Source organism: Bradyrhizobium sp. 604_D8_N2_3 (genome assembly GCF_051810765.1).
GTDB lineage: Bacteria > Pseudomonadota > Alphaproteobacteria > Rhizobiales > Xanthobacteraceae > Bradyrhizobium > Bradyrhizobium barranii.
Window position 1 is genome coordinate 5,224,984 of the sequence record NZ_JBPWPM010000001.1, and the last position, 22,389, is coordinate 5,247,372.

Annotated in this window: 20 protein-coding genes and 2 pseudogenes; 8 read left to right on the plus strand and 14 right to left on the minus strand. The window is 64.7% G+C overall.

Going from position 1 to position 22,389, the window contains the following annotated elements; translation table 11 throughout:
- The first annotated feature begins 58 nt into the window (after positions 1 to 58).
- The 7 genes and pseudogenes from AB7245_RS24845 to AB7245_RS24875 all read left to right on the plus strand — a co-directional run bounded on the left by AB7245_RS24845 (position 59) and on the right by AB7245_RS24875 (position 6,769).
- Positions 59 to 462: pseudogene (locus tag AB7245_RS24845) on the plus strand (GFA family protein).
- Between the two features lie 123 nt (positions 463 to 585).
- Positions 586 to 1,764 (plus strand): ROK family transcriptional regulator, encoded by a 1,179-nt coding sequence (locus AB7245_RS24850; protein ID WP_201266260.1) that lies wholly within the window; start codon positions 586 to 588, stop codon positions 1,762 to 1,764.
- Positions 1,765 to 1,822: 58 nt separating this feature from the next.
- Positions 1,823 to 3,109 (plus strand): ABC transporter substrate-binding protein, encoded by a 1,287-nt coding sequence (locus AB7245_RS24855; RefSeq protein ID WP_085404579.1) that lies wholly within the window; start codon positions 1,823 to 1,825, stop codon positions 3,107 to 3,109.
- Complete coding sequence (locus AB7245_RS24860) at positions 3,106 to 4,035, plus strand: carbohydrate ABC transporter permease (protein WP_085404578.1); 930 nt, start codon at positions 3,106 to 3,108, stop codon at positions 4,033 to 4,035. Before AB7245_RS24855 ends, AB7245_RS24860 begins: the two co-directional genes overlap by 4 nt.
- Entirely contained in the window at positions 4,028 to 4,885 is an 858-nt protein-coding gene (locus tag AB7245_RS24865) for a carbohydrate ABC transporter permease (protein ID WP_085404740.1), read from the plus strand. The genes AB7245_RS24860 and AB7245_RS24865 overlap by 8 nt, the downstream gene beginning before the upstream one ends.
- 10 nt (positions 4,886 to 4,895) lie before the next feature.
- Positions 4,896 to 6,005, plus strand: coding sequence for an ABC transporter ATP-binding protein (locus AB7245_RS24870; protein ID WP_085404577.1), 1,110 nt, complete (start codon positions 4,896 to 4,898; stop codon positions 6,003 to 6,005).
- The gene (locus tag AB7245_RS24875) at positions 6,002 to 6,769 is read left to right on the plus strand and encodes an SDR family NAD(P)-dependent oxidoreductase (RefSeq protein WP_085404576.1); all 768 of its coding nucleotides are present in this window, start codon (positions 6,002 to 6,004) and stop codon (positions 6,767 to 6,769) included. The genes AB7245_RS24870 and AB7245_RS24875 overlap by 4 nt, the downstream gene beginning before the upstream one ends.
- On the opposite strand, the gene lpxB is transcribed toward AB7245_RS24875, so the two are convergent.
- The 3 genes from lpxB to lpxA are packed head-to-tail and all read right to left on the minus strand — an operon-like array spanning position 6,766 to position 9,615.
- Positions 6,766 to 7,947: a lipid-A-disaccharide synthase gene (gene lpxB, locus AB7245_RS24880; RefSeq protein WP_085404575.1), complete on the minus strand. Its 1,182-nt coding sequence runs from the start codon at positions 7,945 to 7,947 to the stop codon at positions 6,766 to 6,768. The two genes, AB7245_RS24875 and lpxB, sit on opposite strands and share 4 nt — an antisense overlap.
- Positions 7,944 to 8,801 (minus strand): LpxI family protein, encoded by an 858-nt coding sequence (locus tag AB7245_RS24885; protein WP_085404739.1) that lies wholly within the window; start codon positions 8,799 to 8,801, stop codon positions 7,944 to 7,946. The genes lpxB and AB7245_RS24885 overlap by 4 nt, the downstream gene beginning before the upstream one ends.
- A 19-nt stretch (positions 8,802 to 8,820) precedes the next feature.
- On the minus strand, positions 8,821 to 9,615 hold the full coding sequence (gene lpxA / locus AB7245_RS24890) for an acyl-ACP--UDP-N-acetylglucosamine O-acyltransferase (RefSeq protein WP_439035050.1): 795 nt from the start codon (positions 9,613 to 9,615) through the stop codon (positions 8,821 to 8,823).
- Positions 9,616 to 9,892: 277 nt separating this feature from the next.
- Between lpxA and AB7245_RS24895 the strand changes: the two are divergent.
- A pseudogene (locus AB7245_RS24895) lies at positions 9,893 to 10,216 on the plus strand (KTSC domain-containing protein); the annotation flags it as partial.
- A gap of 24 nt (positions 10,217 to 10,240) precedes the next feature.
- On the opposite strand, the gene fabZ reads toward AB7245_RS24895, so the two are convergent.
- The 11 genes from fabZ to AB7245_RS24950 all read right to left on the minus strand — a co-directional run bounded on the left by fabZ (position 10,241) and on the right by AB7245_RS24950 (position 22,183).
- Positions 10,241 to 10,702: a 3-hydroxyacyl-ACP dehydratase FabZ gene (gene fabZ, locus AB7245_RS24900; RefSeq protein ID WP_028151691.1), complete on the minus strand. Its 462-nt coding sequence runs from the start codon at positions 10,700 to 10,702 to the stop codon at positions 10,241 to 10,243.
- Positions 10,699 to 11,766 carry a UDP-3-O-(3-hydroxymyristoyl)glucosamine N-acyltransferase gene (lpxD, locus tag AB7245_RS24905; RefSeq protein ID WP_085404573.1) on the minus strand — a complete coding sequence of 356 codons (1,068 nt, stop codon included), beginning with the start codon at positions 11,764 to 11,766 and terminating at the stop codon, positions 10,699 to 10,701. Before lpxD ends, fabZ begins: the two co-directional genes overlap by 4 nt.
- Positions 11,767 to 11,894: 128 nt before the next feature.
- Positions 11,895 to 14,435 carry an outer membrane protein assembly factor BamA gene (bamA, locus tag AB7245_RS24910; protein ID WP_085404572.1) on the minus strand — a complete coding sequence of 847 codons (2,541 nt, stop codon included), beginning with the start codon at positions 14,433 to 14,435 and terminating at the stop codon, positions 11,895 to 11,897.
- A 174-nt stretch (positions 14,436 to 14,609) separates the two neighbouring features.
- Positions 14,610 to 15,761 (minus strand): RIP metalloprotease RseP, encoded by a 1,152-nt coding sequence (gene rseP / locus AB7245_RS24915; RefSeq protein ID WP_028151694.1) that lies wholly within the window; start codon positions 15,759 to 15,761, stop codon positions 14,610 to 14,612.
- A gap of 44 nt (positions 15,762 to 15,805) precedes the next feature.
- Positions 15,806 to 17,029 carry a 1-deoxy-D-xylulose-5-phosphate reductoisomerase gene (dxr, locus tag AB7245_RS24920; protein WP_085404570.1) on the minus strand — a complete coding sequence of 408 codons (1,224 nt, stop codon included), beginning with the start codon at positions 17,027 to 17,029 and terminating at the stop codon, positions 15,806 to 15,808.
- A 4-nt stretch (positions 17,030 to 17,033) separates the two neighbouring features.
- Positions 17,034 to 17,876, minus strand: a complete 843-nt coding sequence (locus AB7245_RS24925) for a phosphatidate cytidylyltransferase (protein WP_094184442.1) — start codon at positions 17,874 to 17,876, stop codon at positions 17,034 to 17,036.
- Positions 17,873 to 18,631, minus strand: coding sequence for an isoprenyl transferase (locus AB7245_RS24930; RefSeq protein WP_014494938.1), 759 nt, complete (start codon positions 18,629 to 18,631; stop codon positions 17,873 to 17,875). Before AB7245_RS24930 ends, AB7245_RS24925 begins: the two co-directional genes overlap by 4 nt.
- Positions 18,632 to 18,725: 94 nt before the next feature.
- The gene (gene frr, locus AB7245_RS24935; protein ID WP_014494937.1) at positions 18,726 to 19,289 is read right to left on the minus strand and encodes a ribosome recycling factor; all 564 of its coding nucleotides are present in this window, start codon (positions 19,287 to 19,289) and stop codon (positions 18,726 to 18,728) included.
- Positions 19,290 to 19,352: 63 nt separating this feature from the next.
- The gene (gene pyrH, locus AB7245_RS24940; protein ID WP_028151698.1) at positions 19,353 to 20,069 is read right to left on the minus strand and encodes a UMP kinase; all 717 of its coding nucleotides are present in this window, start codon (positions 20,067 to 20,069) and stop codon (positions 19,353 to 19,355) included.
- 60 nt (positions 20,070 to 20,129) lie between these two features.
- Positions 20,130 to 21,053: a translation elongation factor Ts gene (gene tsf / locus AB7245_RS24945; protein ID WP_028169462.1), complete on the minus strand. Its 924-nt coding sequence runs from the start codon at positions 21,051 to 21,053 to the stop codon at positions 20,130 to 20,132.
- A gap of 134 nt (positions 21,054 to 21,187) precedes the next feature.
- Positions 21,188 to 22,183 (minus strand): 30S ribosomal protein S2, encoded by a 996-nt coding sequence (locus AB7245_RS24950; protein WP_439035051.1) that lies wholly within the window; start codon positions 22,181 to 22,183, stop codon positions 21,188 to 21,190.
- Positions 22,184 to 22,389: the final 206 nt, after the last annotated feature.

A 22,389-nucleotide genomic window follows, 5' to 3' on the forward strand; every position in this document is an offset into this window, starting at 1 on the left:
CGAGACAAAAACGGTGGGCACGCTGCGCTTTGCCCACCCTACCGATACGGAGAACCCGATGCTGAACGGAAGTTGCCTCTGCGGAGGAGTTGCCTACGAAGTCGACGCGCCCCCGGGCACCATCATGCACTGCCATTGCCAGACCTGCGCAAGACGCACGGATCGGCCTTCTCCACCGTCACCAACGTGCCGCGCGACCGCTTCCGCTGGATCAAGGGCGAAGACTTGCTGCGCGGCTTCGAATCCTCGCCCGGCAAAACCCGCTATTTCTGCTCGCAATGCGGCTCGCACATCGTCGCTTCGCGCGAGGGCAAGGACAGGGTCCTGCTGCGGATGGGCTGCCTCGACACACCGATCGCAGAACGGCCCGAAATGCACATCTGGCGATCGGATTCCGCCAACTGGTATGACCCGAAGGCCGAATTACCGGAGTGGGCCGAAGGCACGGCACCAAAAGCCTGATCGGTTCCTCGCCTCATCTTGCTGCCACGCACAACAACAAGTCGACTCATCGCGTCCGCAATCGCTTGACAGTCGAAACGCTCCGCGCGCAAATTCTTACACTAAGTAAGAATGACGACAGGGATGGAAATGCCGGAGCAGCCGAGAAGTCGGCGGCAGACGCGTGCTGCCATTTTGACTCACTTGCTCCAGTCCGGCGGCTCGTTCCGGCCGCCGCTGGCCAAGGCCGTGCGCCTGTCCGAGGCGAGCCTGTCGCGCATCCTGTTTGACCTGAAAGCCGAAGGCCTGATCGAGGAAGTGCGGCGCCCTGCCCCCTATGTCGGCGGTCCGACGGGCCTCGTGTCGCTCGATGGCTCCGTGGCGCTCGCGGCCCTCGAGCTGACCGGCCAGTGGCTCAGCGTGGGCGTTGGCGGCATGTCGGGCGAAATGCACTACACCGAGCGTGTTCCGTTGCTGAAGAAGCCGACCGTCGAGACCGTCGGCAGGGTGTTCCGCGAAGCCCTCACCTTACTGCGCGACTGGACACGCCGCCGCCGCATCAGTCTCGCGCAGATCGGCATCACCATTCCCGGCCTCGGCCGCCTGAGCGCCGCGGGCAATCCGATCATTCCCTGCGACGTCGAACGCATCAGCGACATGCTCGGCGGAATGTTTGCCGGCGTGCCGGTCGAGTTCACCAACTCGGTGGTCGCACACGCCACGTTTCACCGCTGCCGTACGCAGGACTATCCCTTCAGCGGCGCACATCTCTTCGTCTTCGTCGGCCAGGGCGTTGCCGGCGCCTGGATGGACGATCCGCTTGAGGCCGATGCCCCGCAGCCGGTTGAGCTCGGCCATATGGTGTTCAACGCCGACGGGCCGCGCTGCCGCTGCGGTCACCATGGCTGCGTCGAGGCCTACACGTCGCTTCCGGCCCTCGCCGAGCTCCTCGGCGCAACTGAGGCCGAACTGCTCCAGCTCGGCAGCGAGTGGGTGAGCACGATCCCGCGCTCGTCGCGAATGCGCCAAGAGTTGCGCCAGCGCCTGTTCCGGCTGGGCCTTTCGATCGGCAACACGCTCAACGTAAAGCCATGCAACGGCGTCGCGATCAGCGGCTGGCCGTCGCTTCTCTCTGAAGAGGATCGGAAAGCGGTGGTCGATGGGATCGACGCCTGCCTTCTCGGCGGGCGGAAACTGGCGCAGGTGTCGCTCGCCTTCGTGCCACCCTCGAACGGCAACGATCCGCAAGCAGCTCTCGCCTTCGCCGCCTTTTGTCTCGCCAGCCGCGGCGGGATGCCCGCGGCTTCGACGGAGGCCGCCTGACATGCCCTGAGCCGCGTGGCTCAACGCGCCAAGAAAGTTCACACCGGGAGGAACTGCCATGCCGATCACGACAACAAGACGCCGTCTGCTCGCTGGATCCGCGGCCGCACTCGCACTACCGGCATTCGCCCGCGCGCAAGGCGCGGCCAAGCCGCGCCTGACCGCGATCTCGCAATGGTCCGCAGGCAGCGATGGGGCGGCGATCACCGCGCTCGGCAAGAAATTCGAGGAGAAAGGCGGCGTCTGGCAGCACTCGCCGGTCCCCGGCTTCACCACCGAGATGATGAACAAGTTGCGCGCCCAGATCATCGCCGGCGATCCGCCGGCCTGTTCGCAGCTCAAGGGCCCGGAGATTGCGGCCTGGTCGAAGATCGCTCCGACCGTCGACCTCGACGCCGTGGTCGCCGCCGCCGGCTACGAAAAGGTCGTCGCGCCGGACCTCGCAAAATTGCACAAGCCCGGCGGCAAGTGGATCGCGCTGCCGCTGCAGATCTACAGCACCAACATGCTGTTCCTCTCCAAGCGTGCGCTGGACAAGGCAAAGGCCGACAAGCCGCCTGTCACGTGGGCGGATTTCAATGCGCTCGCCGAGAAGATGAAGGCGGCCGGCGTGACCTATCCCTTCGCTAACGGCGGCACCCGGGCCGACGATGGTCAAAAATTCGAGGCGTCCCTCGCCGGCATCAGCCCGACGGCATACCGCGCCGCCTGCATGAATCTCGACAAGAAGGCCCTAGAGGGTCCCGAGATGAAAGCCGCCTTCGCACAGATGCGCAAGCTCACCGAGTGGATGGACCCCAATGTCGGCGCCCAACCTTATGCCGTCAATTTGAAGCGCTTCATCGACGGCGACATGGGCATGCTCATCATGGGCGGATGGGCACAGGGCGTGTTGAAGAACGCCGGCTTCAAGCTCGACGACTTCATCATCGCGCCAGGCCCCAGCGATAATGGCAAGCCGGTGTTCCTGTTGAATGCCGATGCCTTCATCTTCTGGCAGCGCAAGGAGGCCGATCTGCAGGCCGGCCAGATGTTGATGGCCCAGCTCGTCATGGATCCGGCGATCCAGACCATGTACTCGCAGATCACGGGATCGATCCCCGTGCGCACCGACGTCGATCTGACCGGTGAAGGCTGGTCGGATGGTCAACGGACGACCGCGGCCGCATTGAAGAATGCCGTCGCCAACAATCAGGCCGTGCTGAGCCTCGCGCACAACATGGCGCAGGAAAACGGCCTGACGGCTGCGATGATCGACGTGTTCACGGAGTACGCGAAGAACAAGACGATCAAGCCGGAGGAGGCCGTTACCCGCCTCGCCGAGGCCGTCGAGGGCGCGCGTTGACCGACGCCGTCTCGACAGCAACGCGACCGGGCCGGTCGGCGACCGCTGAAACGGTGCGCCGGCTGCCTGAATATCTGATGATCTGGGTGCCGCTGCTTCTATCCGCAGCGCATCTCATTACGTTTTCGATCTGGACGATCTGGATTTCGTTCACGCCATCCACCCTTATTCCGGTGTCGGGGTGGGTCGGCTTGCGCAACTACAATTCCGTCCTGGCGTCCCGGAACTGGCAGATCGCTTTCGACAATCTGCTGCTGTTCGGCAGTGCTTTCGTGCTGCTGAGCTTGATCACCGGCCTTATGCTTGCGATCCTGCTCGATCAGCGCATTCGCGGCGAGAATGTGCTGCGATCCATCTTCCTGTATCCGCTTGCGGTGTCGTTCGTCGTCACCGGCACGGTCTGGAGCTGGCTACTCAATCCCGGCATCGGGATCCAGAAGCTCGTCCATGACCTCGGCTGGACCTCCTTCCGGTTCGACTGGCTGATCGACCGCGACATGGCGATCTGGACAATCGTGATTGCCGCGATCTGGCAATCGTCGGGCTTCGCCATGGCGCTCTTCCTCGCCGGCCTTCGCTCCGTCGATTCCGACATCATCAAGGCCGCCCAGATCGACGGCGCCGGACCGATCCGAACCTATTGGCGGGTCATTCTGCCGACGCTCTGGCCGATCACCATCACCGTCGTCGTCGTCCAGTTGCAGTTCGCGATCTCGGCCTTCGACCTCGTCCGTGCGCTCACCAATGGCGGGCCGGGAATCGCGACCCAGCTGCCGGCCCTTGTCGTCTACGACCTCATGTTCCAGCGCAGCCAGCTCGGCCGGGGCGCCGCGGCGGCGGTGCTCATGCTGCTCATTCTGCTTGCGGTGCTGCTACCCTATGCGGCGTGGCGTTATGTCCAGCGAAGGCAGGCCACCCATGCGTGACTGCAGCTTCGCACCGAGCCGAATTCTGATCTATCTCGTCGTGACATTGTTCGCTGCGGCCTATCTGGCGCCACTCGTTGTTGTTGTCCTGAACTCTCTCCGCACCAACGAGGAGATCGCGCAGGGTTCGATGATCGGCTGGCCGCAACATTTGGCCTGGAGCAACTACGCCAAGGCCTGGAGCGGTTTCTGCGTCGCCGAGACCTGCGCCGGCATCCGGCCGTACATGCTGAACTCCGCGCTCGTCACCATCCCGGCGACAATTTTCTCGACCTTGCTCGGCGCCGTCGCCGGTTACGCCGTGTCGCTCTGGCGCTTTCGCGGCGATAGCTGGATCTACGGTATCGTGACCCTCGGCCTCTTCCTTCCCCAGCAGATGCGCCTGCTTCCCTGGACCATCGTGCTGCGGGACACCGGTCTCATCAACACGCTGACGGGCCTCGTGCTGATCCACACGATCCAGGGGCTCTCCTTCACCACGCTGTTCTGCCGAAACTACTATGTCGCCATCCCCCATGAATTGATCAGGGCCGCACGCATCGATGGCGCCGGGTTCTTTCGTATTTTCTGGCGTATCATCCTGCCGCTCTCAGCTCCTATCCTGATCGTCACCGTGATCTGGCAGTTCACGCATATCTGGAACGAGTTCCTCTATGGCGTGACATTCACCACCGGCCAGCAGCAGCCCGTCACGGCCGCGCTCATCGCGCTCTCTGCCGCAATTGCGGACATTCCGCAGCATGGCGTGCAGAGCGCCGCGGTGATCATCGCGGCGCTACCCACTTTGTTGATCTATCTCCTCGGCGGACGGTACTTCGTGCGCGGCCTGACCGCCGGCGCAGTGAAATGATGGGGTCGTCATGGCAGCACTGAGCATTCGCACCCTGTCCAAGCGCTACGCCAATCTGGAGGTGCTGAAGGGCATCAACCTCGACATCGAGAGCGGCGAGTTCACCGTGCTGGTCGGGCCATCCGGCTGTGGCAAGTCCACCCTGCTCAACATCGTCGCCGGGCTCGATCGTCCGAGTGACGGAACGATCGAGATCGGCGGACGCGTCGTCAACGACGTCCCGCCCAAGGATCGCGACATCGCCATGGTGTTCCAATCCTACGCGCTCTATCCGTCGATGACGGTGCGCCAGAACATCACCTTCGGCATGGAATGCCGTCACGTTCCGAAGGCCGAGCAGGAGAAGGCGCTGGCGAATGTGGCTCGCCTCCTTCAGATCGAGCCCCTGCTCGGCCGCAAGCCGTCGCAATTGTCCGGCGGCCAGCGCCAGCGCGTGGCGATGGGACGGGCGCTGGTGCGCGATCCCCTGCTCTTCCTGTTCGACGAGCCGCTCTCCAACCTCGATGCGAAGCTGCGCGTCGAGATGCGGATGGAGATCAAGCGCCTGCACCAGCGTATCGGCGCCACCATCATCTATGTCACCCACGACCAGATCGAAGCGATGACGATGGCAACGCGCATCGCCGTGATGCATCGGGGCGTGGTGCAGCAGTTCGCCGATCCGGACACCGTGTACCGTTATCCGGCCAATCTGTTCGTCGCCCGCTTCATGGGTTCGCCGCCGATGAACACCATGCCGGGGCGGCTCGAGGCCGATAGCGGCGGACCTGTGGCCGTGATCGGCGCGGGGCGACCGGACGAGGTTCGTCTGCGCCTGCATGGACACGACGCGGCAGCATCTTATGTCGGCCGCGAGGTGGTCGTCGGGATCAGGCCGGAATGCATCGCCGAGGCCAGCCGCGTCTTTTCCGGCGAGGCACCCGTCCTCGTCGACGCGCCGGTCGAGATGATCGAGCCGACCGGCGCCGAGACAATCGTGCTGCTGCGTCTCGGCGGCGAGACTGCGCTGGCGCGCATCACGCCGGATATCCGTCCCGCGCCCGGCGCGACCGCCACCTTCGCGCTCGACACGCGGCGCATTTGCCTGTTTGACCCAGAGACGGAGCGGCTGATCGCATGACCCGGACCATCTATCCCAGCCTTGCCGGCCGCGTGGTGTTGATCACAGGTGGCGCCAGCGGCATCGGTGCCGCCTTCGTGCGCGCCTTCGCGACCCAGGGCGCCCGTGTCGCCTTCCTCGACATCGAGGCGAGCGCCGGCGAAGCGCTGGTGCGGGACGTCGCGGCCAGATCCGGCTCAACGCCCCTGTTTGTGCCCTGCGACCTCCTCGACATCGACGCCTTGCGCGCGGCCATGGCGCGGGTGCACGGATCGCTCGGCGATGCAGCAGTCCTCGTCAACAATGCCGCCAACGACCAGCGTCAGGTGCTGGCCGAGGTGACGCCGGCCGAATTCGACTGGACGATCGGCGTCAATCTCAAGCACGTCTTCTTTGCGGCCCAGGCGGTGGTGCCGCAGATGCAGGCGCGCGGCGGCGGCTCGATCATCAACATGTCGTCGGTGGCGTGGATCCGCGGTGCGCCGGCGCTGCCGGTCTATGCCGCGGCGAAGGCGGCGATCGTCGGCTTCACCAATTCGCTGGCCAGGTCAGTCGGCCCCGACCGCATTCGCGTCAACGCGATCGCGCCCGGCATGGTGATCACCGAGCGCCAGCGCCGGCTCTGGTTTCCGGACGAGCAGAAGATCTCCGAGCTGCGCACCCGCCAGGCGGTTCCCGATGCGGTGACGCCCGAGGACATCGCCAGCATGGCGCTGTTTCTCGCATCGGACGAGAGCCAGCGTATCACCAGCCAGTGTTTTCGGGTCGACGGCGGCCTCGCCTAGCTCCGCCGCCCCTTGCGCATCGTCGCGAGCACGATGTCGGCGGCGAGCACGCTCGGCGACTTGTTGCCGGTGGACATGATGGTGTCGAGCCGAGCGAAGGCGTTGACCTGTCGTTTGCGCAGCGGCGTGTCCGTGAGCAGTTCGGACAGTGCCGGCGCCAGCTTCTCCGGTACGCAGTCCTCCTGCAAGAACTCCGGAACGACATCCTCGCCGATCACGAGATTGGCGAGGATCACCGAGGAGACGCGGATCGCGCGGCGCAGGATGAAGGCTTCGATCGCGCCGACACGATAGGCCGTCACCATCGGAATGCCGGACAGCGCGAGCTCCAGCGTCACGGTGCCGGATTTGGCCAGCGCCGCGCGCGCGGTTCGGAATGCGGCACGCCTCTCGGTCTCGCCGACCACGATTTGCGGCTTGACCGGCCAGCTCGCGATGCCTTCGCGGATGGTGGCTTCGAGATGCGGCATGGTCGGCAGCTTCAGTTCGAAGGCGCGGCCTTCGGCCTGGAGCCGTCCGAGCGTCGCGCCAAACACGTCGAGATGGTGCCTGATCTCGCTGCGGCGGCTGCCGGGCAGCACCAGCAGAACCGGCGGCTCGGCATCGCGGCGCCGCTGCTCCTCCGCATTTGGCCGCAGCGACGGCAATTGCTCGATCAGGGGATGGCCGACATAGCTGCAGGGCGGTCCGCCCAGCTTGCGGTATTCCTCCGGCTCGAACGGCAGCAGGCCGAGCACGTGATCGACATAGCGGCGCATGGTGCGCGCCCGCCCGGGTCGCCAGGCCCAGAGCTGCGGCGCCACGTAGTCGACAATCGGGATCTCCGGCGTCTTCGCGCGCACGCGGCGGGCGACGCGATGGGTGAAATCGGGACTGTCGATGATGACGAGCGCGTCGGGTGCGGCCGCAGTCACGGCATCCGCGGTCTGGCGGATCAGCCGCAAAATCTTCGGCAACTGCTGGACGACCCCGGCGAAGCCGACGATCGACAGCTCCTCGATCGGAAACAGCGTCTCGAGCCCCTCACGCGCCATGGTCCGGCCGCCGACGCCCACAAACTGCACGCCGTCGCCGAGCCGCTGGCGCAACACTTTCATCAAGGCGCTGCCGAGCCGGTCGCCGGATTCCTCCGTCGCGATCAGGAAGATCTTCCGCTTGGGATCGCGGCTCTGCATCATGCCGTCAGGCCGATGACGAAGAGATATTTGGCGTCGGCGAGCGAGATCATCGCCTGCGGCTCGGCGGCGATGGTGTTGCCGGCGACGACGGCGATGCCGGCCAGTCCAGCGCGGGCGACGCCCTCGAGGGTACGCGGGCCGATCGTCGGCAGGTCGAAGCGCAAATCCTGCCCGCTCTTCGGCACCTTCACCAGCACCCCGCGTCCTGTCGCAGCGCGGATGCGACCTTCCTCGCGCAGGCGTGCCACGCGCGAGAGCAGCGCGTCGGTGCCCTCGATATCCTCGATCGCCACTACATGGCCGTCGATCACGACCGCGGCCTGGCCGATGTCGAACGGGCCGAGCGCGGTCAGCACCGCGCGGCCGCGCTCGATGTCGGCCTTGCTGTTGTCGTTCGGCCAGGCGCGGCTGATGCAGCCCTCGGGCATCAGCAGATCCGGCGCGACATCCTTGATGCCGACCATGCGAAAGCCGCCTTGCTCGAGAATGCGCCCGACCCCGGACAACAGATGATCGTCGCCGCCGCGGAAGGCGCGGATGACGTTGCCGAGCAGGCGCAGTGTCGTGACGTCGAACCTTATTTCGGACAGCGCGGGCCGCACCAATGTGCCGATGAAGATCAGATCGCGGCAGCCCTCCTCGCGGAACAGCCGCATCGCGCGGCCGAGCTGGCCGACCGAGATCCAGCGATGGCGGAATTGCTCCACCCGCGTCGGATCGCAGGCGCCACGCAGCGGGAACAGCACCGGCGTGATGCCGCGCGCGGCAAGCGAATCGGCGACCGCGAACGGCATGGCACCGCCGCCGGCGACGACGCCGACCGGTGACGAAATCTCCGAAGCCGCCGATGTCATGCCCGCGGCCATCCCGAAATCACTTCTCGATGGCGGGAAGACAGATCGGGCGATGCTTGCGCTTGCCGATGAAGTCGAGGATCTCGGCAATCGCGGGGTCTTCGCTCGCGAGCGGCTGGGCCGCCGCGAGCCGCTCGGCAAACGTGCCGGGGCCGTGGAAGAGTTTTTGGTAGAACGATTGCACGGTCGCGCGCCGCTGCTTGGTGAACTGCCGCCGCTTCATCCCGATGAGATTGAGGCCTTCCAGCGCCGCATACTGGCCGTTGGCGAGGCCGAACGGAATGATGTCGTCGCGCACGCCCGAGAGGCCGCCGACCATCACCTGCGGGCCGATGCGCGTGAGCTGATGCACCGCCGACAAGCCGCCGATATAGACGAAATCGCCGATCTCGCAGTGGCCGCCGAGCGTCGCCGAGGTCGCGAAGATCACGTTGTTGCCGACCATGCAGTCATGGCCGACATGGCTGTTGTTCATGAAGTAGCCGCCGTTGCCGACGCGCGTCAGCTCGCCGCCCTTGATGGTGCCGACATTCATCGTCGCGCCTTCGCGGATGGTGCAGCCGGAACCGACCTCCAGCCTGGTCGGCTCGCCCTTGTAGCTGAGATCCTGGGGCGCCCCGCCCAGCACAGCGAAGGGCGAGATCACGCAGCCGTCGCCGATCGAGGTGTGGCCGATGACCGTGACTTGTCCGATCAGCTTGCAGTTCGCGCCGATCACGGCATTCGGACCGATGATGCAGAAGGGTCCGATCTCGGTACCCTCGCCGATCACGGCGCCGTCCTCGACCCGTGCGGTGGGATCAATCTTACTCATCAAGCAATCTGACTCATCAAGAAGGTCTGATTATGTGTTGAAGTCGCTCAGTTTTCCGGTGGTTAGCGCGACTATGCCCGATCTGTCCAGTGACGTATCATCTCGGCCTGTTTCAGGCACCGGATGAGCCGGCCGTCCTAAAGCACGATGAGATTGGGATGAATCGTCATCGCGCTTCAGGCTATCGTTCGAGCATGATCCTTTCTGAAAACCGCTGCACGCTTTTCCGGATCATGCTCTAGCTCGTCAACGCCTTCATGTGGAGCTTGAAGTCATCGTGGTCAGGGCCCTGGCAGTTCTGCTTGCACAGCTCGCGGCCGCCCCGATCGTCTCCGAGACGGTCGAGACCGGCGAACGCCGCTTCGTCGATCTCGGCACGTTCGAGTGCCGCGACATCACTCGCAGCTCGGTGCTTCAGCGGGTCTGCTACGACCGCGCGCGGCAGGACCTCATCGTCGCGATCGACGGCCAATATGACCGCTATTGCGGAGTCGCGGCCGAGACGATCGACAGCCTGCTCGGCGTGCCGTCGATGGGCCAGTTCTTCAACCGAAATATCAGGCGCGAGACGGCCGGCGGCCGTTACGGCTGCGGCGCACAATCCATTTCCGCTGGCTTGAGCCGCTCAGTCCGTCAGCATGGCGCCGACATCGGCCTCCGCAACGATCTGGCCGTTGACCTTGGCGTCGCCGTGAAACCACCACATCGCCTTGCGGCGGCCGATCGAACGCATGTGATATTCGATGGTATCGCCGGGCAGCACCGGCTTGCGGAACTTGCACTTGTCGATGGTGAGGAAATACACCGCGCGCGGCTTCTCGGTGCCCTCGACCGAGGTGATGCCGATCACGCCCGCGGTCTGCGCCATCGCTTCGATCATCATCACGCCGGGATAGACCGGGCGCTCCGGGAAATGCCCCTGGAAGGCCGGCTCGTTGAAGGTGACGTTCTTGATGCCGATGCCGCTGTAATCGGCGCGGATATTGATCACACGGTCGATCAGCAGCATCGGGAAACGGTGCGGCAGCGTCCGGAGGATCGCGTTGATATCCACCAGCTCGAATTTGATCGGTGATTCCTCCGTCATTCCCGTCCCTCGTTCTTCGGATCGGCCCTGCTGTCGCGTACCAGGCGCTCCACCGCGATAATTTCCTTGAACCACTGCTTGGTCGGCTTGGCGAAAAAGCCGCCCCAGCGTCCGTTCGGCGGGATGTCGTCCTTGACGCCGCTCATCGCGGTGACCTGGGCCCCATCGCCGATCTTGAGGTGATTGTTGATGCCAACCTTTGCTCCCAGCGCCACGTTGTCGCCGATCGTCAGGCTGCCCGCGAGCCCGATCTGGGCCGCCAGCAGGCAGTTCCGACCGATGGTCACATTGTGGCCGATCTGGACCTGGTTGTCGATTTTGGTGCCCTCCCCGATCACCGTGTCGCGCAGGGAGCCGCGATCGATGGTCGTTCCGGCGCCGACTTCCACATTGTTCTGGATCAGCACGCGGCCGGTCTGGGGCACCTTGAGATGGCCCTCGGGGCCGAAGAAGATGAAGCCATAGCCGTCCTGGCCGATCGAGCAGCCGGGATGGATCAGCACGTTGTTGCCGATCAGCGCGCACTGGATGGCCGTGCGGGCGCCGACATTGCAGTCGCGGCCAATCTTGACGCCGGGACCGATGACCACGCCGGCCCCGATCACGGTGCCGCTGCCGATCTCGACGTCAGGGCCGATGACGGTCAGGGGATCGACGATGACGTCGTCCTCCAGCCGGGCCGAGGGATCGATGATGGCCGACGGGGCGATGCCGTCATTGCCGACCCAGGACTGCGGGCGCAGCGCATCGCCGTGCCATTCCCGGGCGAGCCCGACAAAGGCGCGGAACGGCTGCGCCACCCGCAACACGGCCACATGCGCGGGCACCTGGGCCTCGAAGCGCGGACTCACCAGGCAAGCCCCGGCCTTGGTCGCCTTGAGCTCGTCGGCATATTTGAGGTTATCGAAGAACGCCAGATGCATCGGGCCGGCTTCGTCGAGCGAAGCAAGACCGGTAATGACGTGACCGCCCCTGGCAGGGTCGACGAGTTGCGCCTTGGTCAGCGCGGCAATGTCAGCCAGCGCTGAGGCCGGCGGCTTTTTGAAGAAGGTCGGCTGCGCCATTCCACCCCATCGCGGTCCGGCTTCGGCATGAAGCGGTGAGGCCGCATCATGCCTTATCTCACGGATTGAGCACGATCTTTTTGGAAACCGGCCCCAACAAGGGGCCGGCTCATGCCCTGCTGATCGAACTAGAACGAGGTGCCGCCGCCGAACCTGAACTGCTGCACGCGATCGAACTGGCCCTTGGTGAGCGGCACGGCGTAGTCGAACCGCAGCGGACCGAACGGCGACTGCCAGATCAGGCCAATACCAACCGACGAACGGACGACATTGCCGTTGTCATACACCAGGCCGGTACAGGTTCCAGCCGAGGGCGGGTTGATGGTCGACGGCGTACAGTTCGAGTTCCTGGTCGTGGTCATTTCGTTCGTCAGCGACCACGTCGTCGGGCCCTGATAGTCGAAGAGGCCGCCGGCGTCGGCGTAGACCGCGCCCTTCAGACCCACTTCCTTCGGCAGGAACCAGAACGGCATCTGCAATTCGAACGAAGCGCCCCAATATTTGGTGCCGCCAAGCGCGTCTTGCGTGCCAAAGGGATTCAAATCGCGCGGACCGATGCCGTTCGGAGCAAAGCCGCGGACCAAGTTCGGGCCCATCTGGAACTGATCCAGCATGCGGATATCGTTGTTGCCGATCTTGTTCAGCATGCCGCCCTGAAGGTGAACGAGGCCGACGATGTCGGACACCAGCGGAGCGTAGTACTTCGCGTCGACGACGGACTTCAGGTAGGTGACGTCGCCGCCCACGCCGGCGAAATCCTGACGGAAGTCGACAAGCAGACCGTCGGTAGGGTTCTTGTTGTTGTCCAGCGTGTTGTAGGTCAGCGTGTAGCCGAGCGCCGAGGTCAGGGTCTTGCCGCCGGCAAGCTCCTTGCGGACCGGCAGCGAGGCTTCGCCGTCGGAGTAGCAGCCGAGACCGCCGGTCGAGGTCAGATCGATCGGCGGCGTTTGCGATGCGGCAAAGGCCGGGCTCGGGTTGAAGGCCGACGAACCGAGGACGTTGTTACAGTTCGCCAGGTAGGACGGCAGCGTGATTTCCTGCTGGTAGATCGAGTAGCGCAGCTGGAGCGACAGATCTTCACGCAGGCTGAAGCCGAGGCGCGGGCTGAAGCCCAGCGTCTTCGTACCGTAGGAGATGTAGCTGTTGGAGAGCTGCTGACGCTGATAGAGGTCGAGACCGAGCGCGACGCGGTAGTCGAGCAGATACGGCTCGACGAACGACAGCGAATAGCCGCGCGCATACTGGCCGTAGGTCACCGACGCCTTGGCGAACAGGCCGCGGCCGAGCAAATTGCGCTCGGAGATCGAGACTTCGGCGAGCGCGCCGTCGGTCGTGGAGTAGCCGCCCGAGACCGAGAAGTCGCCGGTCGATTTCTCTTCGAGATCGACGATCAGGACCACGCGGTCGCTGGAGGAGCCCGGCTCCGTCGTGATCTTCACGCTCTTGAAGTAGTCGAGGTTCTTCAGGCGGCGCTCGGCACGGTCGACCAGCGCGCGGTTGTAGGCATCGCCCTCGGAGATGTCGAACTCGCGGCGGATCACGTAGTCGCGCGTGCGGGTGTTGCCGCGGACGTTGATGCGCTCGATATAGGTGCGCGGGCCCTCGTCGATGTTGAACACGACGGCGACGGTGTGCGCCTCGAAATTGCGGTCGCCGCCGGGACGGACCACGGCGAAGGCATAGCCGCGCCGCGACGCCTCGATCTGCATTTCCTCGACCGATTTCTCGACCGATTCGACGTTGTAGAGCGCGCCCACATTGACGCGCGAATAGTTACGCATCGTGGTCGGATCGAAGTTCGGAATGGAGGAGCGGAAGTCGACGGTGCCGACGCGGTACTGCGAGCCTTCCTCGATCTTGAAGGTGACGTTGAAGCCCTTCTTCTCCGGATCGTATTCGGTGAGCGCGGCGACCACCTGGACGTCGGCGAAACCGTTCTTGAGATAGAAACGGCGAATCAGGTCACGGTCGGCCTCGACGCGATCGGGATCGTAGAGGTCGTTGCTGGCGAGGAAGCTCAGCAGGTTCGATTCGTGCGTCTTGATGACGTCGCGCAGGCGGTAGGACGAGAACGCGTTATTGCCGACGAACTCGATCGACTTGACGCCGGTCTTGGCGCCCTCCTCGACCGTGAAGATCAGGTCGACGCGGTTGTTCGGCTGCTCGATGATCTCGGGCGTGACGCGGACGTCATAGCGACCCGAGCGGCGGTAGATTTCGGCGATTCGCAGGGTGTCGGACTGCACCATGGCGCGGGAGAAGGTGCCGCGCGCCTTGGACTGGACTTCAGCGGTGAGCTGCTCGTCCTTGACCTTCTTATTACCTTCGAACGCGATGCGGCCGATCACCGGGTTTTCCACCACGGAGACGATGATCTGGCCACCGGAACCGCGATTGATTCGCACGTCCTGGAACAGGCCGGTCTCGATCAGGGCCTTCAGGCCGTCATCGATGGCGCCCTGATCCAGGCGGCCACCCGGGCCCGGCTTGAAATAGGAGCGGATCGTCTCCACCTCGACACGGCGATTTCCTTCGACGGAAATCGACTGGACGGTCTGAGCAAGCGCAGACGAAGACACAAAAGCAGCCCCAACCGGGGCAAGCACCGGCGCGCCGAACAAGATCAGGGATGCGAGCAAGCCCCCCCGGAGTCGCAGTCCAAACTTCATTGCGCAACGCGCCCTTATCAGTACCAGACCCAACCCCAACGCCGGTCCGGGAGATTCCCCAAGTTCGAAGCCGCTTGTAGCCAATTTCCCCGATGTCGCAAACGGCCGCTGACACCGTAATTTCAATTTCATTCCAAGACGTTGCTCATGAGCAACGCCACAAAAAAGCCCGTATCAGGAAGCTGCCATCCGCAAGATGTCGTTATAGGTGGCAAACACCATCAGCATCAGCACCAAACCGAGCCCGATTCGGAACCCCATCTCCTGAGTCCGCTCGGACAGGGGTCGGCCCCGGACCACCTCCGCCGCGTAGAACATCAGGTGACCGCCATCGAGCAGCGGGATCGGGAACAGGTTCAACAGCCCGATCGACACCGACAGCACCGCGCACAGATTGATCACGAACTGGAACCCGGCGCTGGCCGCCTGCCCCGACATCTTGGCGATGCCGAGCACGCCGCTGACCTCGTTGGGATTGCCTTGTCCGACAAACAGCGAGCCAAGGAACTTGAAGGTGCTGGTGATGATGAACCAGACCTGCTCGACCCCGATCTTGAGCGCTTCGCCGACGCCGACCGGCGTGGTCGAGGCCTCGCCGGCCTGCGACTTGTGCTCGACGCCGAGCACGCCGAGGCGGTGGCTGTTGCCGAACGGATCCTTGCGCTCGAGCAGCGCCGGCGTCGCGGTCAGGGAGACGATGGCGCCGTCCCGCTTGACCTGGAAGGCAAGCGCCGAACCCGCATTCATCGCAACGATTCGCTGCATGTCGGCAAAGCTCTCGATCGGCTTGCCGTCGATCTGCACGACGACGTCGCCGATCTTGAAGCCGGCCGTGGCCGCAGCGCCGTCGGCGACGACGCCGTCGACGCGGGCGATCGTGCTCGGCTTGCCGTAATAGAGCGCCATGGCGGCGAAGATCAGTGCGCCCAGGATGAAATTGGCGATCGGTCCGGCCGCGACGATGGCGGCGCGCGGGCCGACCTTCTTGTGATGGAAGCTGCCGGCGCGCTCCTCGGCCGTCATGGCCGCAAGCGTCTCGGCTGACGGGGTCGAAGCTTCGCTCTCGTCGCCGAAGAATTTGACGTAACCGCCGAGCGGGATCGCCGAGATCTTCCAGCGGGTGCCATGGCGGTCGTTGAAGCCGACCAGCTCCGGTCCGAAACCGAGCGAGAAGGTCAGCACCCGAACGCCCGCCCAGCGCGCGACCAGGAAATGGCCGAGCTCATGGAAGAACACGACGATCGTCAGGACGAACAGGAAGGGAACCGCGTAGCCGAGGAGCCCATGGCTCAACGTATTGAAACTATGGACGAAAAAGTCGATCATCGAATTCCCTCATCCAGCGCCGCAAGGCCCTGGCCCCGTGCCATCTAGGATGCCTTTAAGGCAATTTGAGGCAATAGGGCGGCAGCTCTATTTCGCGCAACATGGTCAACAGAGATTGCATCGTCGGCGGACGTCAGGGGAGCCTGGTTCCCGCCGCGAATCCAGTCGTCCAGCGTCGCCTCGACCAGCCGCGCGATCGCGCCGAACCGGATCTTGCCGGCAATGAAAGCGGCGACCGCAACCTCGTTGGCGGCGTTGTAGACGGTGGTCGCCCCCTTCCCGGTCCGGAGCGAATCGAAGGCCAGCCGAAGCCCAGGGAAGCGCTCGAAGTCCGGCGCCTCGAAGGTCAGCTGGCCGATCTTGGCCAGATCGAGCTTGGCCGCCGGCCCCTTGATGCGATCGGGCCAGCCGAGGCAGTGCGCGATCGGCGTGCGCATGTCGGGAGAACCGAGCTGGGCCACCACCGAACGGTCGGAGAACTCGACCATGCCGTGGATGATCGACTGCGGATGCACGAGAACGTCGATCTCGTCGGGCGAGAGCGCGAATAGATAGGACGCCTCGATCACCTCGAGGCCCTTGTTCATCATCGAGGCGGAATCGATCGTGATCTTCTGGCCCATGCTCCAGTTCGGATGCTTCAGGGCCTGCTCGAGGGTCGCCTGCTCGATGTCGGCGGGCTTCCAGGTCCGGAACGGCCCGCCCGAGGCAGTGATGATGACGCGGACGAGCTCGTCGCGGTTGCCTGAGCCGAGCGCCTGGAACAGCGCATTGTGCTCGGAATCGGCCGGCAGGATGCAGGCGCCCGCTTTCGCCGCGCGCTGCATGAAGAAATCGCCGGCGCAGACGAGACATTCCTTGTTGGCGAGCGCGACATGCGCGCCGCGATCGACCGCGGCCAGGGCCGGCTTCAGTCCGGCGGCACCGCTCACGGCGGCCATCACCCAATCGGCCGGACGCGCGCCGGCTTCGATCACCGCGCTTTCGCCCGCGCCGCATTCCGTGCTCGTTCCCGCGAGCGCGGCCTTGAGCTCGGCGAACTTGGATGTGTCGGCGATCGCGACGTAGCGCGCGGAAAACTCCTTGGCGAGCTTGGCCAGCGCTTCGACATTGCCGTTCGCCGTCAAGGCTTCGACGCGATAGCGCTCGGGAGAGGCGCGCAGCAGATCCATCGTGCTGTCGCCGATCGAGCCGGTGGCGCCGAGAACCGTGACACTGCGGACGGTCGACGCCACAGCCTTGTTGTTACGCAATGGGACCGCGCTCATATCCTCACCAAACCATAAGACCGCTTCCGGCGCTATGCACACCATGGCGGAGAAAGCCGATAATCCATGCCATCAGGATGGCGGCAACAAAACCGTCCAGACGGTCCAGTAGCCCGCCATGGCCGGGAATCAAGTGACTGGAATCCTTGACGCCGAAGCGCCGCTTCACAGCGGATTCGAACAGATCGCCCGCCTGCGATACCACCGACAGGATGGCGCTGACGAGCAGCAGTGGAACCGCCTTTCCGATCCCGCACGCCGCAAAACCGGCCGCAACCAAAAGGCTCGCCGCGAAGCCACCGAGCGCCCCGGACCAGGTCTTCTTCGGGCTCACGCGCGGCCATAGTTTCGGCCCGCCAATGCTGCGTCCGGCGAAATAGCCGCCGATATCGGTCGCCCACACCACCAGCAGCACGAACATCAGCGCGGCGAAGCCGTTGACGAGATCCTGCCGCACCAGGATCGAGGCCAGCAGCGCCGCTGATGCGTAGGCGAAGCCGGTGGCCGCCCAGATGAACTTGCCCCGCGCGATCAGCGTCACGATCGCGCCGCCGATGAGGCCGGTGATGATTGCGGTCTTGAGCGCGCCGAAGGCGACGCAGGCCCCCATCATGGCAATGACGATCGTCCCTGCCCCGGTCAGTGCAGCAGACCCCGCGCCCACCACCATCAGCCATTCCGCGAACAGCCCGATCGACACCAGGGTGACGAGAAGCGCCCACAGCCAGCCGCCGGCATAAGCGAGTGCAATAGCTAGCGGCGCCAGCACTAGCGCTGCGAGGACTCGCATCACGAGATTGCTCGGGGCAGGCTTCTCGCCCGCCGATGCGGCGTCGGGTTCGCTCACGAGGCGTTTTTCGCGACCAGACCGCCGAAGCGGCGCTCGCGTCTGGCGAATTCGGCGATCGCGCCTTCCAGCGCCGCCTTGTCGAAATCGGGCCAATGGATCGGCACGAAGACCAGCTCGCTGTAGGCGGCCTGCCACATCAGGAAGTTGGACAGCCGCTGCTCGCCGCTGGTGCGGATGATGAGATCGGGATCGGGGATGTCGGGCGCATCGAGATGAGCCCCGATCGTCTCGGCGTCGATCGTTTCAGGGGCGCGCTTGCCGTCTGCGACTTCCCGCGCGAGCTTCTGCGCCGCTTTCGCGATTTCCTGCCGCGAACCGTAATTGAAGGCGACGACCAGCGTCAGGCGCGTGTTGTCGCGCGTCAGCTCCTCGGCCTCGTTGAGGAGTGCGCAGATGTCGCTATCGAGTCCGTCGCGCTCGCCGATGATGCGGACCTTGACGCCATCGCGGTGCAGGCTCGCGAGATCGTTGCGGATGAAGCGACGCAGGAGACCAAACAGATCGCCGATCTCGCTCGCCGGGCGCGACCAGTTCTCCGAAGAGAAGGAGAAGATGGTGAGATAGCGGATGCCGAGCTCGTGCGAGGCACGCACCACCCGGCGCAGCGCCTCGACACCGCGGCGATGCCCTTCGGCCCGCGGCAGGCCGCGCGCGGCGGCCCAACGCCCGTTGCCATCCATGATGATGGCGACATGCGCAGGCGCGTCGGACCGGTCGGGTCCTTCGGTTGCTGGCGCGGCGGCGTTGGACATGAAGGCGGCCCCAAAAGCATGATCCGGACAAGTGCGACGCGGCTTTCCGAAAAGACCATGCGCGAACAATAACCTAAAGCGCGATGATCGCGCTTTAGACGGTGAGGATTTCTTTTTCCTTGGCAGCCAGCAACTGGTCGATCTCGGAGATGGTGCCGTCGGTCGCCTTCTGCACCTCGTCGGCGTGACGCTTCTGATCGTCTTCCGACATCTCGTGATTCTTCTCGAGCTTCTTGAGGACGTCGAGGCCATCGCGGCGGACGTGACGCGCGGCGACCTTGGCCGCTTCCGCGTATTTGTGCGCGACCTTGACGAGCTCCTTGCGACGCTCCTCGTTGAGCTCGGGGATGCGCAGGCGCAGCACCTGGCCTTCGGTCGCGGGCGACAGGCCGAGATTGGAATCGACGATCGCCTTCTCGACCGGCTTGACCATCGACTTGTCCCAGACCTGCACCGAGATCAGCCGCGGCTCCGGCACGCTGACGGTGGCAAGCTGGTTGAGCGGCATGTGGCTGCCGTAGGCCTCGACCTGCACCGGGTCGAGCATCGAGGCCGACGCGCGCCCCGTGCGCAGGCCGCCAAGCTCGTGCTTGAGGGCCTGGACGGCGCCCTGCATGCGACGCTTCACTTCGTTGAGGTCGAAATTACCCGTGGCCATCACGTTTCTCCTTCAAAATCCCGGCGACCCACTCCGCGCCCCTCCGGCGCGACCGACGAGCCGTCAGCCGGCGACGACGGTTCCGTGGCCGCCGCCACGCAGCACAGCGCCGATCGAACCCGGCTCCGCGATCGAGAACACGATGATAGGCAGCAACGTCTCGCGGGCAAGCGCGAAGGCGGTCGCATCCATCACCTTGTAGCCACCCTCGATCGCCTGCGAATGCGTCAGCCGGTCGAATCGCGTGGCGGTCGGATCCTTTTTCGGGTCGGCCGAGTAGACGCCGTCGACATTGGTTGCCTTCAGCACAGCCTCGGCTCCGATCTCGGCGGCCCGCAGCACCGCGGTCGTATCGGTGGTGAAGAACGGATTGCCGGTTCCGCCCCCGAGCAGCACGATCCGGCCCTCGGCGAGGTATTTGTGCGCCGCGGTGCGGGTGAACAGCTCGGAAATCTCGGGCATGACGAAGGCCGACAGCGTACGTGCCGGCGTGCCCTTGCGCTCGATCGTCGCCTCCAGCGCGAGGCAGTTCATCATGGTGGCGAGCATGCCCATGGTGTCGCCGGTGGTGCGCGACACCCCTTGCGAGGACACTTCGACGCCGCGCACGATGTTGCCGCCGCCGATAACCACCGCAACTTCGGTACCGAGCTGGCGGGCGGCGATCAGATCGTCCGCAACCCGGTCGAGGGTCGGCTGATCGATGCCAAAACCCTGCTGCCCCGCGAGATACTCGCCGGACAGCTTGATCACGACGCGACGATAGACCGGATCAGTCATGAGCACTTTCCCCGTCCGGGCGCCGCTTCCGGCGGCAAGCCGGAAGGAACGTACCGGCGCTTACTTCTTGCCGCTGGCCGCTGCGACCTCGGCCGCGAAGTCGCTTTCCTGCTTCTCGATTCCCTCACCGAGAGCATAGCGCACAAAGCCCGCGATCTTCACCGCGCCGCCGACCTTGCCTTCGGCTTCCTTCACCGCCTGCGCCACCGACTTGCCGGTGTCGTGGATGAAGGCCTGCTCGAGCAGGCAGACTTCCTTGTAATAGGTCTTGAGGCCGGACTCGACGATCTTCTCGATCACGTTCTCGGGCTTGCCCTGCTGGCGATATTTGTCGGCGAGCACGTCCTTCTCGCGCTTCACGACCGCCGGATCGAGGCCGGACGGCTCGAGCGCGAGCGGGTTCGTGGCCGCGACATGCATCGCGATCTGGCGACCGAGGGCTGCGAGCTCATCGGCCTTGCCGGGCGATTCGAGCGCGACGATCACGCCCATCTTGCCGGCGCCTTCGACGACGGCGCCGTGGACGTAGCTCGACACGACGCCCTGCGTCACTTCGAGCGAAGCTGCGCGACGCAGCGTCATGTTCTCGCCGATGGTGGCGATCGCGTCGTTGATCGCGGCTTCGATCGTGACGTCACCGACCTTGGCGGCCTTGATCTTCTCGACATCGGCGCCGACGTCGAATGCGACCTGCGCGACCATCTTGACGAGGCCCTGAAACTGACCGTTGCGCGCGACGAAGTCGGTCTCGGAGTTGACCTCGACCACGACGCCCTTGGTGCCCTTGGTGAGCGCGCCGATCAGGCCTTCCGCGGCGACGCGGCCGGACTTCTTGGCGGCCTTCGACAGGCCCTTCTTGCGCAGCCAGTCCTGCGCGGCTTCCATGTTGCCGTCGTTTTCGGTGAGCGCGGCCTTGCAGTCCATCATGCCTGCGCCGGTGGACTCGCGCAGATCCTTGACCATCGCAGCTGTGATCGTTGCCATCGTTGAAAATCCTTCTTGCCTGCCGGTTTGCCGCGGCGTGGCATCAAACAGCCCCGCCGCGGTCCATCTCAGGAATTCGCGTCAACTGAAATGGTGGCCGGACTTATATCCGGCCAACCCATCGCTCTTTTTGACTATTCCGCTTCCGCGGTCAGCGCCTTGGCCTTGGCCACCCAGGCATCCGCACGGCTCGGCAGACCGACTTCTTCGCCGATCTTGTGCGCGGTGTCGTGATCGAGCTCGGCGAGCTGCCAGAAGTGGAAGATGCCGAGGTCGTTGAACTTCTTCTCGATCGCGCCCGACACGCCGGGGAGCTTCTTGAGGTCGTCGGCGGTGCCGCGCGGACCGGCAAGGCCCTGGAAGCCGCTCGAAGAAGCGGCCGGCAGTTCTTCGGCGACCGGACGAGCCGAGGCACCGATGTCGATGCCCGAATCGCCCTGGGCACGCGAGATGCCGTCGATCGCCGCACGTGCGATCAGGTCGCAATACAGCGCGATCGCGCGGCCGGCGTCGTCATTGCCCGGGACCACATAGGTGATGCCCTTGGGATCCGAATTGGTGTCGACGATCGCGGCGACCGGAATGTTGAGCCGCTGGGCTTCCTGGATCGCGATGTCTTCCTTGTTGGTGTCGATCACGAAGATCAGGTCGGGCAGACCGCCCATGTCCTTGATGCCGCCGAGCGAGCGATCGAGCTTGTCGCGCTCGCGCTGAAGCGTCAGACGCTCCTTCTTGGTGTAGGAGGTGGCGTCGCCGCCGGACAGCACGTCATCGAGATGACGCAGGCGCTTGATCGAGGCCGAGATCGTCTTCCAGTTGGTCAGCGTGCCGCCGAGCCAGCGCGAATTGACGAAATACTGCGCGCAGCGCTTGGCAGCGTCCGCGACGCCGTCCTGCGCCTGGCGCTTGGTGCCGACGAACAGGATGCGACCGCCCTTGGCGACGGTGTCGCTAACCGCCTGCAAGGCGGTATGCAGCAACGGCACGGTCTGCGCGAGGTCGACGATGTGGATGTTGTTGCGGGCGCCGAAAATGAACGGTGCCATTTTCGGATTCCAGCGGTGAGACTGGTGACCAAAGTGCACGCCAGCTTCGAGGAGCTGACGCATGGTGAAATCGGGTAGCGCCATAGTTTCAATTCTCCGGTTGGTTCCTCCGGAAACGTGTGAGCAAAACGGAGCGTTCTCGCCCCGGTTGCCACCGGACGGCCTTGTGAGCCATGTTTCCGTGTGAGATGGGGCGCTATATAGCGCCATTTCGGCCAGAAGCAAGGAAATAAGGGCCTTTCGGGGGCTGTTTTCGCCTCCCGAAGGCCCTCTTCCGTAAAGACCACGCC